At 73.2% G+C, this 17,569-nt stretch carries 12 protein-coding genes; 5 read left to right on the plus strand and 7 right to left on the minus strand.

All coding sequences use genetic code 11. From position 1 onward, the window contains the following. Positions 1-142: 142 nt before the first annotated feature. Both ACZ6RC_RS18365 and ACZ6RC_RS18370 read left to right on the plus strand, forming a co-directional pair. Complete coding sequence (locus ACZ6RC_RS18365) at positions 143-475, plus strand: nuclear transport factor 2 family protein (RefSeq protein WP_391136809.1); 333 nt, start codon at positions 143-145, stop codon at positions 473-475. Between the two features lie 424 nt (positions 476-899). Further along, complete coding sequence (locus tag ACZ6RC_RS18370) at positions 900-2,462, plus strand: pectate lyase family protein (RefSeq protein ID WP_469584197.1); 1,563 nt, start codon at positions 900-902, stop codon at positions 2,460-2,462. Positions 2,463-2,588: 126 nt separating this feature from the next. Here the strand turns inward: ACZ6RC_RS18370 and ACZ6RC_RS18375 are convergent, their stop codons facing one another. Continuing rightward, positions 2,589-3,521: a GNAT family N-acetyltransferase gene (locus ACZ6RC_RS18375; RefSeq protein ID WP_391136803.1), complete on the minus strand. Its 933-nt coding sequence runs from the start codon at positions 3,519-3,521 to the stop codon at positions 2,589-2,591. Positions 3,522-3,768: 247 nt separating this feature from the next. On the opposite strand from ACZ6RC_RS18375, the gene ACZ6RC_RS18380 reads away from it, so the two are divergent. Beyond that, positions 3,769-4,341, plus strand: coding sequence for an antibiotic biosynthesis monooxygenase (locus ACZ6RC_RS18380; protein WP_391136800.1), 573 nt, complete (start codon positions 3,769-3,771; stop codon positions 4,339-4,341). A 47-nt stretch (positions 4,342-4,388) separates the two neighbouring features. On the opposite strand, the gene ACZ6RC_RS18385 is transcribed toward ACZ6RC_RS18380, so the two are convergent. Then, positions 4,389-5,117 (minus strand): DUF4232 domain-containing protein, encoded by a 729-nt coding sequence (locus ACZ6RC_RS18385; protein WP_469584201.1) that lies wholly within the window; start codon positions 5,115-5,117, stop codon positions 4,389-4,391. A 262-nt stretch (positions 5,118-5,379) separates the two neighbouring features. Here ACZ6RC_RS18385 and ACZ6RC_RS18390 point away from each other — a divergent pair, with 262 nt between their 5' ends. Next, positions 5,380-6,837 (plus strand): helix-turn-helix domain-containing protein, encoded by a 1,458-nt coding sequence (locus ACZ6RC_RS18390; RefSeq protein ID WP_469584391.1) that lies wholly within the window; start codon positions 5,380-5,382, stop codon positions 6,835-6,837. 49 nt (positions 6,838-6,886) lie between these two features. On the opposite strand, the gene ACZ6RC_RS18395 is transcribed toward ACZ6RC_RS18390, so the two are convergent. The 3 genes from ACZ6RC_RS18395 to ACZ6RC_RS18405 form a co-directional block, all read right to left on the minus strand. Further along, positions 6,887-7,171 (minus strand): hypothetical protein, encoded by a 285-nt coding sequence (locus ACZ6RC_RS18395; RefSeq protein WP_453616622.1) that lies wholly within the window; start codon positions 7,169-7,171, stop codon positions 6,887-6,889. Beyond that, positions 7,168-7,491 (minus strand): hypothetical protein, encoded by a 324-nt coding sequence (locus tag ACZ6RC_RS18400; RefSeq protein ID WP_453616619.1) that lies wholly within the window; start codon positions 7,489-7,491, stop codon positions 7,168-7,170. Before ACZ6RC_RS18400 ends, ACZ6RC_RS18395 begins: the two co-directional genes overlap by 4 nt. 217 nt (positions 7,492-7,708) lie before the next feature. Then, positions 7,709-8,008 carry a hypothetical protein gene (locus ACZ6RC_RS18405; RefSeq protein ID WP_391136789.1) on the minus strand — a complete coding sequence of 100 codons (300 nt, stop codon included), beginning with the start codon at positions 8,006-8,008 and terminating at the stop codon, positions 7,709-7,711. Positions 8,009-8,247: 239 nt separating this feature from the next. Here ACZ6RC_RS18405 and ACZ6RC_RS18410 point away from each other — a divergent pair, with 239 nt between their 5' ends. Further along, on the plus strand, positions 8,248-10,683 hold the full coding sequence (locus tag ACZ6RC_RS18410) for a SpoIIE family protein phosphatase (RefSeq protein WP_469584206.1): 2,436 nt from the start codon (positions 8,248-8,250) through the stop codon (positions 10,681-10,683). A 10-nt stretch (positions 10,684-10,693) separates the two neighbouring features. Here the strand turns inward: ACZ6RC_RS18410 and ACZ6RC_RS18415 are convergent, their stop codons facing one another. Further along, positions 10,694-11,080, minus strand: coding sequence for a hypothetical protein (locus ACZ6RC_RS18415; RefSeq protein WP_469584209.1), 387 nt, complete (start codon positions 11,078-11,080; stop codon positions 10,694-10,696). 124 nt (positions 11,081-11,204) lie between these two features. After that, positions 11,205-17,381 (minus strand): DNRLRE domain-containing protein, encoded by a 6,177-nt coding sequence (locus ACZ6RC_RS18420; protein WP_469584212.1) that lies wholly within the window; start codon positions 17,379-17,381, stop codon positions 11,205-11,207. Positions 17,382-17,569: the final 188 nt, after the last annotated feature.

Genomic DNA, 17,569 nt, shown 5'->3' on the forward strand with positions numbered 1-17,569 from the left:
TTTTGCCGCTGGGCACCCCAGTTGTAAACGGTGTGGAGATCTCGTGGCGGTGATAGGCCCGCGATAGTGCGGGGTTGCGGCGGCGGAGCACGGTGGAACCTGCCGCCGCCTGGCAGGAGGCGGACGTACGAAAGGACGTGTCATGAACAGTCGTCAGGCGAGGCGGCTGCCGCCCAGCAGTCTGATCACCGACTCCGGAGTCGACCACGTGCGGCTGGCCTACCACTACCTCGACACCGGGGACCTGGACGGCTTTTCGTCACTCCTCCACGAGGACGCGCGGCTGGAGAACCCGGCCCCGGGCTGCCGCCATCACATCGAACGGATCGTGGCCTCCGGCGACTGTGTCGTCGCGATCGGCCGCCTCTCCCCGCAACAGGTCGACTTCGTCGATGTGTTCACCCTCTCCGACGAGGGCATGCTGCGCAGCCGCCGCCGCTACGCCGCCCACCCGCGCATTCCGACGACCCGCTGACACGGCCCCGCGCGCCGCCAGGCCGCTCGCCGCCCGAAGACGCGTACCCACAGCGCCTCCCTTCCCGTCCCGCCGGCAGGCGACAGCCCGGCGGGACGGTCACGTGTACCTCCCTGGCCCGCACCCGGCCTTCGCCGGACCGCTTCTGGCCTTCGCCCGCCCGCACCCGGCGGCCCGCCGGGTGCGCCGTCGTTCTGCCGACGCTGCCCCTCGCCTGCCCGGTCCGCAGGCCCTCAAGTGCGTACGAAAGAGACCTGTCCCCGATCGTGTGACATGGCATCAGATGGGGCGGGCCGCGCGTAGAAAGCGATTGCGGCAGACCCTGCAAGAGCCTTGCCGACCGGCGTTCGCCGCCCTATCGTCGCCGGGCAGAAAGCGCTTTCTGATCGAACGCTCACACGTGGAAGACGAAGGGGAGATCAGGATGAGACGACCCGTCGCACGACGGCTCAACGCGGCGCTGGCCACGATGGCCGTGGCGGCCGCCGCCGGTGTGGTGCTGGTGATGCCCGAGGCATCCGCAGCCGTGACCGGCGGCGCCACCGGCTACGCGACCCAGAACGGCGGCACCACCGGCGGCGCGGGAGGGCAGACGGTGCGGGCGACGACCGGGACCGCGATCCACGCGGCCCTGTGCGGCCGGGCCGCGAGCAGCACCCCGATCGTCATCGAGGTCGAGGGCACCATCAACCACGGCAACACCGCCAAGGTGTCCGGGAGCAGTTGCTCCACCGCCGCGGGCGTGATCGAGCTCAAGCAGATCAGCAACGTCACGATCGTCGGGGTGGGCGCCGGGGCCGTCTTCGACCAGCTCGGCATCCACATCCGGGAGTCCCGCAACGTCATCATCCAGAACGTGACCGTCCGGAACGTCAAGAAGTCGGGGTCGCCCATCTCCAACGGCGGCGACGCCATCGGCATGGAGAGCGATGTCCGCAACGTCTGGGTCGACCACGTCACCCTGGAGGCGTCCGGCGGCGAGTCCGAGGGCTTCGACGGCCTCTTCGACATGAAGGACGGCACGCAGTACGTGACCCTGTCCTACAGCACCCTGCGCAACTCCGGCCGCGGCGGCCTCATCGGGTCCAGCGAGAGCGACCTCTCCAACGGCTACATCACGTACCACCACAACCTGTACGAGAACATCGACTCCCGCGCGCCCCTGCTGCGCGGCGGCATCGCGCACCTCTACAACAACCACTACGCCAGGCTGAACGAATCCGGCATCAACTCCCGCGCCGGGGCCCGGGCCAAGGTCGACAACAACTACTTCGAGGACTCCAAGGACGTCCTCGGCACCTTCTACACCGACGCCGCCGGCTACTGGCAGGTCAGCGGCAACGTCTTCGACAACGTGACCTGGTCGGCCCCCGGCACGGACAACAAGCCCGCCGGCCCGAACCCGCAGTCCACCACCACGGTCGCCGTTCCGTACGCCTACACCCTCGACGCGGCCGCCTGCGTACCGGACGTGGTGAGCCGCACGGCGGGCGCCGGCAAGGGACTCCAGGTGTCCGACGGCTCCTGCTCCCCCCAGACCCCGTCCCCGACCACCCCCACGCCGGACCCGACCACCCCGACCCCGGACCCGACCACCCCCACCCCGGACCCGACCCCGCCCGGCGGCACCAACCTCAGCCTCGGGGCCGGCGCCGACGGCTCCAGCAAGGCGGCCGGGACGAGCTTCGGCAACGTCCGTGACGGTGCCCCGGCCACCTACTGGTCCCCGGCCGGCGCGACCGGCTCCGTCTCGATCAAGTGGCCCGCGGCCACCTCCGTCTCCCGGATCGCACTCCGCGAGGCCTCCGGCTCCGCGGGCCGGATCGGAACCTGGCGGCTCCTCGACGGCGACACCGGCACCGTCCTGGCCTCCGGCACGGGAGCGGGAGCGATCACCTTCCCCCGCACCTCGCTCAGGAAGCTGACCTTCGAGATCACCGGCTCGACGGGCACCCCGCAGGTCGCCGAGTACGAGACCTACGCCTGACCTGGCCCCCGAGGGCGGAGGCCGCCCTACGCACCGGCCTCCGCCCTCGGGAACGGCTCCCGCCCGGCCGGACCAGCGGGTCCGGCCGGGCGGAGGCAACGACCCGTCCGCGGGCCGGCCGGCCGGTCAGAGAGCGCGGCTGAACTCCAGGCGGTCGGCGAAGTTCTCGTACCCCGCCCGGGTGAAGGCCTTGGCCATGGCCGTGTTGGCCGCGTCGCAGTCGCCGCGGATCTCCTCGGCGCCGTGCGCCGCGAGGATCCGCGTGCCGCGCGCCACGGCCGAGGCGGCATAGCCCTTGCCGCGGTGCGCGGGCGCGACCCCGACGAAGCCGATCACGGCGACACTCGGGTTCTCCGCCGGCAGGCTGATCACGGCCGGGCTGCCGTCGGCGTCGTAGCCGATCTCCCACCACGACGGCTCGTGCCGCAGCTCGGCCGTCTCCTCGAAGAGCTGCTCGGCCGCGCGCCGCGCGCCGAACCGTTCGACGTCGGCGGCCAGCCGGGCGTCGGCGGTCTCGGCCAGCAGCTCCGCCAGGAGGGAGACGAACGGCCCGGGGCCGAGCTCGGCGAGGGAGCGGAACGTCAGCCGGGCGTCGTCGGCCGGCAGCTCACCGGCGGTCCCGCGACGGAACCGCCGTCCGTCCCGGATCACCCGGAAGCCGGCGCCCCGCAGCAGCTCGCCCCGACGCTCCGGATCGCGCTGCCACTGCGGAGCCTGCGCGGGGGAGTCGACCACATGCTCCAACTCCTCCGCCCCGCAGGCCCGCGCGTGCGCCGCCGCCGCGTCCAGAAGAGCCGATCCCGTCGCCTGCTCGTCGCCCGGTGCCTCGAACAGGACGAACGCGTACGGCACCTCCTGCCCCGGCAGGGTCCACAGCACCACGCTGCCGACCGCCCGCCCCGTACCGTCCTCGGCGACCAGGCACCACTCGGGTCGGGTGCACCCCGTGTCGAGCAACTGGGCGAGGTAGGCGCGCGTCGCCGCGTTGCGCTCGGCGTCGCCGGGATACTCCAGCAGGGCGGGAAGCTCGTCGGGACGGGCAGGACGGATCAAGGTCACGGAGAGGCCTTCGCGGCTCGGGGTCAGGAACGATCGCCCGCAGAACCTAACGCCCCGACCGGCGGCGGCTCCACCCCGTTTCGCCCGGAAGCGACCGGACGGAGACGGCCGGACGGAATCGGCCGGACGGAAAGCCCGTGACCGGGCGCGCCGGCCCCTCCCCAGGACCGTGACGGTGCCCCGCCGCTCCCCGCCCGCCGCGCCGCGTAGAGTGGGCGGCGGCGCGGCGCGATCACGAGGAGTACGAGTGACTGCGGTGAGCCTTGAGCACACCACCGTCCCCGCCGACACCGGCGAGGTGACCCTGCTGATAGCCCGCCGGGTGGAGCCCGGGTACGAAGCCCCGTTCGAGCGGTGGGCGCAGGGCATCCTGGACAGCGCGGCGAAGTTCCCCGGCCATCTCGGCTACGGCCTCTTCCGCTCCACCGGCGGCGACGCCCCCTGGTTCCTGGTCCACCGCTTCCGCGACGCGGCGGCCTGCCGCGCCTGGCAGGACTCGCCGGAGCGGGCGGCCTGGTTCGACGACTGCCAGGGACACCACCACACCGAGATCGCCCGGCGCGAACTGACCGGAATGGAGACCTGGTTCGCCAAGCCGGGCTCGACCCTCCCGGCGCCCCCGCGGTGGAAGATGGCGATCAGCGCCACCCTGGCGATCTACCCCATCTCCCTCCTGGGGAGCTACTTCCTGATGCCGCGACTGGCCGCGCTGCCGGTGGTGCTCAGCAGCGCGGTCGTCGCGTGTGTCTTCAACGTGCTGATGACGTACGTGGCGATGCCGGCCGTCAGCAGGATGCTGAGGGGCTGGCTCGGCCGGTGAGACCCTCCCAGCCGCACCGTCGGTTCGCGGCGGTCGGTACGCGACGGTCAGTACGACAGCGCGTCCTCGAAGCTGGTCGTCCAGTACATGACCTTGGCGTCGTCCGTCTTGTAGGTGCCCGAAGGGAGCTCGAGCATGGCGGACGGTCCCACGGAACCGGCCGTCTCACGCCCGGCGAAGTGCACCTCGAGCCGCGTGGCGGTGCGACCGTGGGCCTCGCTGCCTGCGCGCTCGCCCGTCAACACCACGGAGGCGTACGCGGACTCGCCCGGGGCCAGCCGGATCACGCTCTGCGGGCGGGTCGCTTCGTCGATCGCGGTGGCGGACTGCTCCTGGTCGAAGCGCAGCAGCGGCGCGCCGTAGAGGTCACAGGGCGCGGAGCCGCTGTTGGTGGTGGTGAGCAGCAGGTGGTTGATGGGGCGGGCCGGCCGCTTGACCGTGACCCGGGTGGTGCCGCCGGTGCAGGTGACCGCCTCGGCCCCGCCTCCCTGCTGCCCGGCGCTGCTGTCGGAGGTCTGCCGCCCCTTGGTCCCGCCCGTTCCGGAGCCCGGGGTCGTGGAGCCGCCCGTGGCCGTGCCGCCCGCGCTCGTGCCGTCCGAGGCCGACGGGCCGGGCGAGGTCGGGGCGGTGGGCGCCACGGTGGCGGTGGAGGTCTTTCCGGAGGCGCCGGCCGAGGGAGTCTTGCCGGTCTCCGCAGCTCCGCAGGCGGAGGTGGTGAGAGCGGCGGCCAGAAGGGCGCCGGCGATGGTGGTGCGGCGGATGTCGAACGTACGCATGGTGTTCCCCCGTTGGGTGCGTGGTGGTGACGGTCGATCAGTGGAGGCGCCGGTTCGAGCGGCGCTGCACTCACCTTGCGGGCCGCCTTCGCGTTCGCACCAGCCAACAGGGACAATGTCGGAAGCCCGAACGTTCGCAACGGGGTTGACCTGCGGAAACGTACGATCCCTGGGATGCGTGCCTGGAACACGAATGCATGGCGAACGGCATGGCGAACGGCACGGTGAAGCAGCGTCCAGGGAAGGGACCGGTCGGGTGGGGATGGACAGCGAGGGCGTCGCGGACCTTCTGCGGGAGTGGAAGGAACGGTCCGGGCTGAGCTACGGCAGCCTGGCCAGACAGGCGCACATGAGCCCGTCCACCGTGCACCGGTACTGCAACAGCGACGCCGTGCCGACGGAGTTCGCCCCCGTGGAGAAGATCGCCCGGCTGTGCGGCGCGAGCCGCGAGGAGCTGTTGCGACTCCACCGTCGCTGGATCGTCGCGGACGAAGCCCGCCGCCGCGCGAAGAACGCGACCGGTACGGAGCCGCTTTCCGCGACGGCCTCCCCGGCCCGGGAGGCCGAGCCGCACCCCGAGGCCGCCCCGGCCCCCGAGGCCGCCCCGGCCCCCGAGGCCGCCCCGGCCCCGGAAGCGGGTCCTCGCTCGGCCTCGGACCCGGACCCGGACCCGGCCCCGGAGCCCGGGACGGCGTCGGACGCTTCCCCCGGACCCGGCCTGGACGACCGGGCCCCGGAGGTCGCCCCCGACCGCACCCGTCCGCGCCTCCCGGCCCGGCGGCCGCGCCGCCTCCTGCTGCCCCTGGGCGCGGCGGTGGCCACGGTCCTCGTCGCCGGGCTCGGAGCCTTCGCCCTCTGGCCCGGCGAGCGGGACCTCCCCCTCGCCCACGGCCCGGCCGGCAACCCCACGGCCCCCACGAGCCCCGGCCGTACCTTCGGCACCCCGTCCGCCTCCGCCCCCACGGCCGGTATGCCTTCCCCCACCGGCACCGCCCCGGCCCCCGCGGCCCCGGACGCCGGCCGGGCGACGCGTACCCCGCCGGGCGGAAGCGGCGCGGGAGCCGACGGCGACTCCGCCCCCGGCCGGCAGCGGCCGCGCGTTCCCCTGGCGGCGGACGTGAACCCGTACGTCTGGAAGGACCCGTGCAGCCAGGTCTACGTGGTGGACCGGGAGCCCGGGAAGATGCCGCCGCCGCCGACGGAGCAGGACGCGCGGGGCTGGGTCACCTCGCTGTCCGGAGTCCCGGGGGGCGAGATGGTGATCGACGTGGCACTCCAGGGGCTCGGCGACGAGACCGTCATCCTCAAGGCCCTGCACGTGCGCACGGTCGCCGTCTCCGAGCCGCTGCCGGGCAACGCCTACGTGATGGGCGTCGGTTGCGGAGGGGAGGCGCGCCTGCAGAGCATGGACGTCAACCTGGACGCGCCGCGGCCGCGCCCCGTCCCGGTGGCCGGGTACCGGGGCGACCGCTTCGTTCCGGCATCGGACTTCCCGTACACGGTCTCGGCGAGTGACCCCCAGATCCTGAGGATCACCGCCCACACGCGGTCCCGGCACGTCCGGTGGTACCTGGAGCTGGAATGGAGCAGCGGCGGCCGGAACGGCGTCCTCCGCCTGGACGATGGGGGGCGCCCCTTCACCACCAGCTCGGCCACGGGGCTGCCGACCTGGCAGCAGGCTCCGGGGGAGAGCGCCTGGGGGCCCTACCAGCGCGGCTGACGGTGCCGCCCGGCGGCCACACCCCGGGGGGCCCGGGCCCCGGCGGGGCTCAGGGCCCGGCCAGCATGAAGATCAGTTCGACGCGTCCCGGTTTCTCGTCCTCCGGTTCGTGGACGCGGTACAGGATGGTGATCGTCGTGCCGGTGTCCACGGCCGGCTCGGTGGTGATGCGGCGCAGCTCCAGGGTCCGGATCGGCTCCGCGGTCGAGGCCGGGCACCGCGGATCCGCGGCGAGGAGCGCGAGGGCGTCGTGCACGGCACGGCGACCGCCGGGGGAGAGGTGGGCGAACTCGGGATAGAGGCGTCGGGGCACCAACACGTGCCAGTGGGTCACGCGGCGCCCTTGTCGAGCTCGGCCCAGAGGTCGTCGACGTGCATGAGGTCGGTCTCGCCCGCGAGGGACGCCCGGACCGCGGTCGGCACCTCGGGCCGGGTCCGCAGGGCGACCAGGTGGCGGGCCTCGGTGATCACGGCCGTCTGCTCGCGCCCGAAGCGCGCGGCGTCCAGCCGGGCGTTGAACGCGGTCAGCTCGGCGGAGTCGATGACGGCCAGGGCGGCGCGCAGCTCGGCGAGGGTCTGCGGGCCCTCGTGCGCCTCGATCCGGTACGGACTGGCGTACGCCGGCGACGGCGTCTGGTGCGGCAGGGCGCTCATGGTGGGGGCCTCCTCACTCTCGTACGGTCACCACGGTACTGACGGCGGGACCGTGCGGGGAGAGGCCCGACCGCTTCCGTTGCGTACGAGTGCGCCTCGGCGGCCCCCTCCCTCCCGGTTCGGGCAGGCGAACGGAGCAGAGGGGGTGGAGGGGGTTGCCGAGACGCGGGTGACGGGGGTGACGCGGGGGTCTCGCGTCGGCCGGAGCCCGATCGGCTCAGCGCGGGATCTCCAGGGCGGCCAGTCCCTTGCCCAGGTCCTCACGGTTCATGACCGGCGTGTACGTGATCTTCGCGCCCAGCTCCATGAAGAAGGACTCCGCGGTCCTCGGCATGTCCGAGGAGTCGGCCAGGTCGAAGAAGAGGTACGCCGTCCGGGAGCCGTTCTCGGTCGTGAAGTAGGCGGCCTCGGGGCGGATCACCTCCATCGCCTTCTCCATCGTCTTCTGCAGCGTGCCCGACTTGATGGCCTCGTTGGAGAGCTGGGTGTCCATCTGCACCTTCAACAACATGCGCATGATGACGGCCTTTCCCGGCCGGGCGGACGCTCCGTTCGGCGCGCCTTCACACCCGGCGCCCGTACTCCCAGCGTCCCCCCATCCCGTCAGGGGGACCAGTCGACCGCCGGTACACGCGGCCCGGGACGGGCCGCGGGAGGGGGCCGCACCGGCCCGGGGGCGCCGCCCGTGCGGCCCGAGCGCGGTTGTGCCGTGGGAACCCCCGACCGACTATGAGGGTACGCAGGAAGGCAGGTGCCATGAGCGCGGTGTACGCGGCCGAGGACGCCGACTTCCGTGGCCCCCTCGACGTGACGAAAGCGGCGACTGCCGTCCTGGACGCCGACGGCACGATCGTGGGCTGGGGACCGGCTGCCTACGCGCTGCTCGGCTACCCTCCGCAGGAGGCGGTGGGCCGCCCCCTGCGCACCTTCGTGGCCGACCGGGCCGGCCGGGACGGCTCCGTCACCTCGCCGCCCGGAGGGGCGCGGGCCCGGCACGAGCTGTTCCGCATGCGCCACCGGGACGGCCACCACATCCGGGTCGCGACCGCCAGCCTTCCGCTCTCCCACACCGGGGCCGGTCCCTCCCGGCTGCTCTTCATGGCGGACGCGGACGAGACGGAACGCTGGGAGGCGCTCCAGTCGATGCTCCGGGGCTTGGCGACCGAATCGCCCGTCGGCCTGGCCATCTACGACCTCGACCTGCTGGTCGTCTGGACCAACCGCGCCCTCTACCGCGAGATGGGCAACTCGCAGTACGCCGGACTCGGCCCGGACGAGATGGTCACCGAGGGGGAGATCCTCTCCGCGGGCTATCCGGACACGCTGGAGGAGACGATGCGGCGGGTGCTCGACACCGGCGAGCCCGTGATCGAGCTCCACTACAGCGGCCGCCCGCCGTCCGACCCCGAGCACGACCACGTCTGGTCCTGTTCCTACTACCGGCTCGAGGACTCGAACGGCACCCCCCTGGGCGTGTGCGAGGAGACCGTGGACATCACGGACCGTTACCTCGCCCAGCAGCGTCTGGACCTTCTCGTCCGGGCCGGCGCACGGGTCGGCACCTCGCTGGACATGACCCGTACGGCCCAGGAACTCGCGACGGTCGCGGTCCCGCAGTTCTCCGACAGTGTCACCGTCGACCTCATCGACGTCGTCCTCAGGGGCGAACAGCCGGTGCCGGGGACGGCGAACGCCAAGCGGGTCGTCCGCGTCTGGGAAGGCTCACCCGGTCCCCCTGGTCCCCCCGGGCCGTCCGGCTCACCCGGTCCGCCCGGCCGGTTCCGGACGATCGTGCACGCGGCCGACTCGCTCCAGGCCCGCTGCCTCGCCGACGAGAGCCCCGTCCTCGAACGGTCGGCGCGGGCGGGCGGCACGCACTCGCGGCTGGCCGTACCGCTGCTGACCGAGGCCGCGCCGCTCGGCGTCGTCACGTTCAGCCGCGACAGCCACCCCGACGCGTTCGAGACCGGGGATCTGATCGTGGCCGAGGAACTGGTCGCCCGGGCGGCCGTCAGCATCGACAACGCCCGCCGCTTCACCCGGGAGCACGCCGCCGCCCTCACCCTCCAGCGCAGCCTGCTGCCCCGGCACCTGCCCCGGCTCACCGGCGTCGACGTCGCCCACCGCTACCTGCCGGCCGACACCGGCGCCGGAGTGGGCGGCGACTGGTACGACGTCATCGCCCTGTCGGGCACCCGCGTCGGGTTGGTCGTCGGCGACGTCGTCGGCCACGGCGTACGCGCCGCCGCCACCATGGGCCGCATCCGTACCAGCGTGCGCGCGCTCGCCCGGCTCGACCTGCCGCCCGACGAACTCCTCACCCGCCTCGACGAGCTCATCACCCACGACGCCCACGAACAGGCCTCGGTCGAGGCCGAGACCGACGACGCGGCCCTGGGCGTGACCTGCCTGTACGCCGTGTACGACCCGGTCACCGGGAAGTGCAGCATGGCCCGGGCGGGCCATCCGCTGCCCTCCGTCGTCGACCCCGTCACGGGGGCCGTCACCCAGCTCGACCTGCCCGCCGGGCCGCCGCTGGGCCTCGGCGGTCTGCCGTTCGAGAGCGCCGACCACACCCTCCCCGAGGGCAGCGTCATCGCTCTGTACACCGACGGGCTCGTCCAGGGCAGGGGCCGGGACCGCGACGCCGAACTCGAGGCCCTGCACGGTGTCCTCGCCGAGCGCCCGCCCTCTCCCGCCGGGGACCCGCCGCCGCTGGACGACCTGTGCGAGCGGATCGTCGACACGCTGCTGCCGGGACCGGTTGACGACGACGCCGCGATCCTCCTCGTCCGCACCCGGGTCCTGGACAGCCACGAGGTCGCCGCCTGGGACCTGTCCGACGAACCCGCGGTGGTGGGCCGGGCCCGCGCCCTGGCCACCGGACAGGTCGACGCGTGGGGCCTGGACGGCGAACTCTCGTTCACCACCGAACTGGTCGTCAGCGAGCTGGTCACCAACGCCATCCGTTACGCCTCGGGCCCCGTCCAGCTCCGGCTGATCCGCGACCGCACCCTGATCTGCGAGGTCTCCGACACCGGCCACACCTCGCCCCACCTGCGCCGCGCCGGCAACGACGACGAGGGCGGGCGGGGCCTCTTCCTCATCGCGCAGATGACCCAGCACTGGGGCACCCGCTACACCGCCACCGGCAAGACGATCTGGGCCGAACAGCCCCTGCCGCCCCCCTAGGGCGTGTCCGCTACACCGGGACGCGTGCCACCAGCGCCGCGAGCAGGACGCAGGCCACCGCGGCCACCCAGAAGCGGGGGGAGCGGGTGTCGTCGAGGGTCTTGCGCTTCGTGCCGGCCTTGCGGAGGGCCGTCTCCACGAGCGGGGCGATGCCGACGGCGACGTACACGCGGAGCGCGGTCTCGAGCAGCGGCAGGTCATCGGGGGCCGGCAGGAGGAGGAAGGCCAGGACGAACCCGGCGCCGACGGCCGACTCGAGCCACCGGCCACGGCCGTGCCGCACGACCAGGACGGCCTGGGCGGCGAGGAGCAGGAGAAGGGCGGCCTGGAACACGATCACTGAGACGTCCTCGCTTCCGGGAAGCCGGCCGAAGCCGGTCGTACGAAGGAGAGCCACGCGACGGAAGGTCGCGCGGGGCACCGAGCGGGGGGGGGAGCAGCCCCACCGCTCCGTGCGGGACCGAAGAGCGGGGAGGGAACCCCACCGCGTCGCCGCGGCCGGGCTCCCTCCCCTCACACCGCTACTTCTTCCAGCGGTTGACCTTGATCTTCGGGTACATCACCCAGGACCAGAACCCGGATTTCTTCCAGATCCCGATCGTGATCTTGACGCCCTTGCTCTTGGGCATCGCGTTCTTGAGCTGGATCTCGGTGGCGAACCACCGCATGGCACCGCCGATGGCCTCCAGCGCGAGGCCCGCGATCTTGGCCCAGAACGCCGGCATGGTCATGCCGATCCGGCCGAAGGCCGACACCAGACGCGCGCCCGCCTTGAGGGACCGGGCCAGCTTCTTGGCCTTCTTCTTCTTGACGTTCCAGACCTTCTTCTTCTTCCAGCGCTGGCCGTCCAGGTCCTGCGAGTTCACCGGATCGCCCGGGTACGCGTAGGCGCTGAGCGAACCGCCCGGGACCGGGTCGGCCTGCAGGAAGCGGCCGGTGGCCGGGGAGTAGAGGCGGACGCCCATCAGCGTGGAGCCGCTCAGCGTCTCCGAGGAGCGCTGGTGGCCGCCGACCCAGCCGTAGCGCGCGGCGGCCGCGCCCTCGGTGGGGTTGCCGTACTCGTCGGTGCGCAGCACCACGGGCGCCTGGGCGGTGTCCGCCGGAAGCTGGACGGAGACGTCGCCGTGCAGGTTGAGCAGCTGCAGGACGAGCCCGCCGGTCTTGTCCGTCGTCGCGGTCAACTGCCCGCTGAGGCCGTTGACATAACGGGTGACGGTGCTGCCCTGGGCGTCCTCGGCGGTCCAGGTCGGGTTGTCCCCGGTGCCGTAGTGGTGCGTCTTGGACTCGGTCCGGGTCCAGGTGCCGTCGGTGCCCTTGGCCTCCACCGTCCACGCGGCCAGGCGGCCGGTGGCGTCGAGGTTCCAGGTCTGGCGGCGGTCGCCGACGGTCTCGCTGTGGACGAGGTCGTTGGCGTAGTACGTCAGCCGGGCACCGGCCGGGGTGGCGGTGGTGCGGCCGAACGCGTCGTAGGCGTAGCCGGCGTCGACGATCCGGTCGGCGCTGTCGTACGTGTGCGAGACGTTGGTGGAGCCGGTCCCTCCCTCGGAGCAGTCGGCCGTGGTCAGGCCGGTGCGGTTGCTGTTGGCGTCGAACGTGTAGGACCTGCGGGTGCACTGGGCGTCCGCGGTGTCCTTCGCGGTCACCAGCCGGCCCGCCGCGTCATAGGCGTACCCGGTGTCGGTGGCGGTGCCGTCGGACTGGTCGTGCCCGGCCTGCTGCCCGTGCGCGGTGTGCCGGGTGGTGTCGGAGAGCAGGGCCGTGCCGTCCGCGGACGCGTACCGGCGGGCGGTGGTGTTGCCCGCCGGGTCGCGGTCCACGGTCAGGGCGATCGCGCCGGGCAGCGTCTCGGTGGCGAGTTCGCCGTCCGCGTCGTAGGTACCGGCGAAGGCCCCGGCGACCGAGTCGGTCACCTTCGTGGCCAGACCGCGCGGCTCCACCGCGGTGTCGTAGGAGTAGGTGGTGGTGGACGGCGCCGAGTCGGTGACCCGGACCGGCCGGTCGAGGGAGTCGTACGCCGTGGTGACGGTGTTGCCGCTGCCGTCGGTGGTGCTGATCCGGCGGCCGAGCGCGTCGTAGCCGTACGCCACGGTGGCACCGGCGGCGCTCTGCGAGGCGACCTCGCCCGTCTGCGGGTGGTAGACGGTCGTGGCCTCCGGCAGCGCGGTCCCCGTGCCGCCGGTGACCGTGGACCGGGTCTGTCGGCCCGCCGCGTCGGTGGTGATCGTGGTGGTGCGGGTGACGCCGCCGGCGGTCTCGTCGACCGTGGCGACCGTGCCCCAACGGTCGTAGCCGTAGGTCTTGGTGGCCAGTTCCGCCGGGTGGGAGCCGCCGCCGGTGATCGCCCCGGCCGGGCGGGTGCGGCACACCAGACCGGCCCAGGCGGGCTTGCCCGCGCAGGCGCCGGTGCCGGTCGCCGACCAGTACTCGGTCAGGGTGGTCAGCGCGTCGGTGCCCTGCGAACGGCCCGACGTCTCCCGGGTCTTGCGGCCCGCGTCGTCGTACGCCGTGGTCGTGGTGATCGCCAGGCCGCCCGGGTCGACGACGCTGCGCGTCGGCCGGCCGGAGGCCCAGTCGTAGCCGGTCGCCGTGGTGCGGCGGTCGGCGTCGGTGGCGTACCCCTGCACGGCCGCGCCGGTGACCGCGGTGGTCACCAGGTCCTGCACCGCCGCGTCGGCGGGCCGGCCCTCGTCGTAGGTGTTGACGGTGTGGGTGCGCGCCGGGACCTCGCTGCCCGCGGGCAGCGTGCCCTCGGATGTGCCCCCGGTCAGGGGGCGCTCCAGGGTGACCAGGTGCAGCGGACCGTACTCCTCGGTCTCTCGGCGCCCGTCCGCGCTGTACACGGTCCGGGTGGAGAGCTGCTCGGCGCGCTCGGCGGCGGTCGCGTCGATGATGCCGAGCCGGGTCAGCTCAGCCTTGGCCGCGTCGGTGGCGCCGAGCGCGAGGGCCCGGTTGCCGGCGGTCAGGGAGCGCTCCTCGGAGCCGTACTGGTTGTAGTCGACGGCGTCGATGTGGCCGCCCGGATGGGCGGTGTTGACCTCACGGCCCGACGCGTCGGCGTACACGATCGTCGCCCGCCGGTACGCGTCCGCGGTCAGCGAGGTGCCGACGTGGGAGGCGGGGACCTGGTCCGCGGGGAAGACGGCGGTGGCCTCGACCGGGGCGTCGCTCTGGCCCCAGACGGCGACCGCGGCCGCGTTCATCTGGTGCGGCGCGTTCGCGCCGGACACCGGCACCTGGTAGACGACCGTGGTGACGGCCTTGCCGCCGTCGGTCTCGGTGGCGCTGCCCTGCTTCAGGGTCGGCCGCGCCGCGGACAGGAGCATGCCCTCGCCCGCCGTGACGGCGGTGCCGGCCTTGCCGTACGTCAGGGTCCACGGCAGCTCGCCGGGCTCGGTGAGCGTGGTGAGCCGGCCCGCGCCGTCGTAGCCGTACGCGGTCTTCAGGACGGGGCTGGTCCGCGGGTCCCAGACCTCGCGCAGGCGCCCGGAGGCGTCGTACGCGTACTGCGCGACGGTCTCGGCCGTGGCCGCGCCCGCGCCGGGCGAGGTAGCCCACAGCCTGATCTGCGCGACCTGCCCGGTGTACGAGCCGAACGCGGTCGCCGTGGCCGTGGTGGAGGACGCGTACACGTACTCCAGGACGCGGCAGCCGGCGGTGGCGGGCGTCGCCTGGCAGGTGGCCACGTCGACCGCCGGGGTGGCGCCGATCAGATACTTGGGGCGGGACTGGACCGTGCCGCCGGCCGCGACCTTCTCGGAGACGACGGTGGTGGTCGAGTCGTCCACCGACAGGGCGGTGGTCGCCAGCGTCCAGGAGGCCGCCGCGGCGTCGACCTTGCGGAAGACGCTCACCGTGCCGCTGGTGTCCTTCAGCGTGAACGTGCCGGTCAGGGAGCCCGCGAGGGTCAGGTCCTCGGAGCCCGACTCGGCCTTCCAGCCGCCGCCGCTGGTCGCGGTGAAGGCGGTGGCGACGCTTTCGGCGTCCAGGATCTCGACCGAGGTGGCCGAGGTCCTGCGCACCACCGTCCAGTCGGTGCCCGCCTCCTCGGCGCTCACGCCGGAGGACCAGTTGGGGCCGAAGATGCCGGCCTGGCCCTCCTGGACGTCCTGGGCCACCGGACGGCGCGAGGAGAGCGAACGCTCGACGGAGAGCCCGAAGGCCTCCGCGTCGGTGTCGCCGTAGGTGAAGTCGCCGGTCTGGGCGTTGACGGCACCGGGGCCGACCTCCAGGCTCGGCGCGTTGCCCGCCTGCCGGTCGAGGGTGACCTCGACGACCTGGGAGTGGTACGCGGAGGTGCCCGCGTGGAAGACCGCTCGCAGTTCGAGGACGCCGTCCTCGGCCAGGGAGGTCGCCGCGTCCCACACCAGCGGAGGGGCGGTGCCCGAGGTGACCTGAGCGGGCCAGCTGACGGCCCCGCCGGAGGTCGTGGTGACCTGGGCGGCCGGCACGGTCTTCCAGGCGTCGGTCTCGCCGCGCCGGTACTGGTACGTCACACCGGTGTACTCGCTCTTGCCCTTGGCCTGCAGGGCGATGCGGCGCGCCGTGTCGTCACCGTCGGCCGGGGAGAGGAGGGCGGCGCCGTCCGCGCCCACGCCGAAGGCGTAGGCGGTGACGTCGGGGGAGAGGTTGCCGCCGGAGTCGACGGTCTTGGCGCGCAGGGTGTGCCAGCCGTCGGCCGGGTCGATGGTGACGGTCAGCGGGTCGCCGCCGGTGCCGTCGACGGTGTCGTCCACGCGGTTCGGCAGGTTGGCGTCGTCCAGACCCCAGAGGAAGCCCTGGCCGTCGGTGGCCGCGGTGTCCAGGGTGCAGGTGACCGGGCCGCTCGCTCGGGCGGTCCAGGTGTCCTTGTCGTACGTCCCGCAGCTGATGGTGGGCGCGGCCGGCTTCCCGGTGTTCACGCCGAACCGCTGGTACGCGCTCCACGGGCCGTAGAACGTCCCGTCGTAGCCGCGCACGCGGTAGCGCAGCTTCGGCCCCGAGGGCAGCTTGTCGGCGGTGGGGATCGTCAGGGTCGCGTTCGATCCGGACGCCACGGCGGCGCTGGTGCCGGTGTAGGTGTACGTCGTCTCGTTGTACGCCGGGTCCGGGGTGATCTCGAACTGGGCCCGGACCGTGGCGCCGTCGGGGTCGGTGACCTTCGCGGAGAGGGTCGGGGTCAGCGAGGTCACGTACCGGATGCCGTTGTAGGCGTTGACCGCGGACGGAGATATCGCCGAGGCGGTCGGCGTGCCCGGGAAGGAGTCGTAGGTGACCGTCAGGTGCGGCTCCTGGGCGTGGTCGCCGCCGGCGTGGTTCGCGGAGCGGAAGCGCCGCCAGGTCAGGGAGTCGCTCTCGTCGGTGCCGCGGACCTGCAGCCCGTGGTTGGGCTGCCCGTCGGCCCACGCCTGCACGATCGCGTCGATGTCGAAGTCGACGGTGCCGGCCGGGCAGCTGGAGTTGTAGCCCTTCGCGGCGGTGCTGGTGACCGCGCCGGCGTCGGTCGTCGCCGGCTGGGCGCCCCAGGTGATCGCGGAAGAGTCCCAGCCACCGGTGACGCGCCGCACCTGGGTGCCGGAACCGGTGGTCTGGCAGGTGGACGCGTAGTAGGAGTAGAGGCCCAGATTGGTGTCGTTGACGCGCTTGCCCTTGAGGGCCGACACGTCGAACTTCAGATAGGCGCGGGCCTTCGTCGTACCGCCGTCGTACGTGCCCGACTTCAGCTCGGGCGAGGACACCTGGGAATCCGGGAAGTTGGTGGCCACCCAGGTGTCGGTGGAGGCGGTCAGGGTGGAGGTCGGGTCGACCGTGACGGGGTAGGTCAGGTCCTTCGCGAAGTACGCCGGGTCGGGCGTCAGGACGAGGGTCTGCTTCCCGTCCTTCGCCGTCTCGATCGTCACCGGCACCTTCGCCAGGTGCCGGGACTCGCCCGAGCGCGGGTCCTTGGAGGAGTCCCACATCATGGGCGCGGGGGCCTCGGCGACCAGCTTGCCCGCGGGGTCCTTGAGCAGGAGCCGTCCGCTGGGGGCCTTGGAGAGCTTCAGGCCCTTCGCCTGGACGGGGATCCGGTACGTCGCCGGACCCGTGGGCGCCTTGGCCAGGTGGACGTTCTGGGAGAAGCCCTGCGGGAGCGCGGTGACGCTCAGGGTCTCGCCGCCGCCGAGGTCGTAGGCGGCGGTGTCCCCCTTCAGCTTCGGCGCGGGCAGTTTCTCCTCCCAGCCCATCGCGAAGCCGCGCCCGCTGCGGGTCACGGAGGCGAGCGCGGTGTCGCCGCCGTCGGAGACGGCGACGTCCGCCGTCGCGGTCAGGGGCTTCAGGTCGGCACCGGTGTCCGTCAGCGTGGTGTCGATGTCCTGCCAGGTGTCGCCGCGCTTGACGCGGACCGGAGCCGCGTAGACGGCCGTCTGCATCTGTCCGTCCGGCAGCACGTACGTCGCCGAGGTCTCGGTGCGTGCCGAGAGGACCTCGATCCGGCGCTTCTGCAGCCGGGCCATCAGCCGGGCGGAGGCCTCGTCCCGGGCCTCGGCGGGTCCTGTCGGGGCGGCGGCTAAGCCGGCCGCGGGGGCGGTGGTCCGCGGAGAACCGAGAGCGACGGCCTGGCCGGTGGTGGCGACGACCACGGCCGTCTCGGCGGCCAGGACGGCGGCGACCGCACCTGCGACGAGGCGGAGCCTCTGCCTGGTCGATCTGCGCGTACTCGACCACGGGGGTCTGTTGGGCACAATCCCTCCCACATCTTGTCTGTGCCACGTCAGTTCGTACGGCAGACAGATTTACGGATCACCGCGCGCGCCGTCCCCTCTGGAAGGAAACCTTCATAACCTTCAGAGGTTCTCTTGAGCTAAGGGATCACGCGGGGTGGTGGGAGAGGGCCGGCCTGGTTCGGGGGCTCGGCTCCGGGGCCCGGCCC

Source organism: Streptomyces sp. NPDC048353 (genome assembly GCF_055587165.1).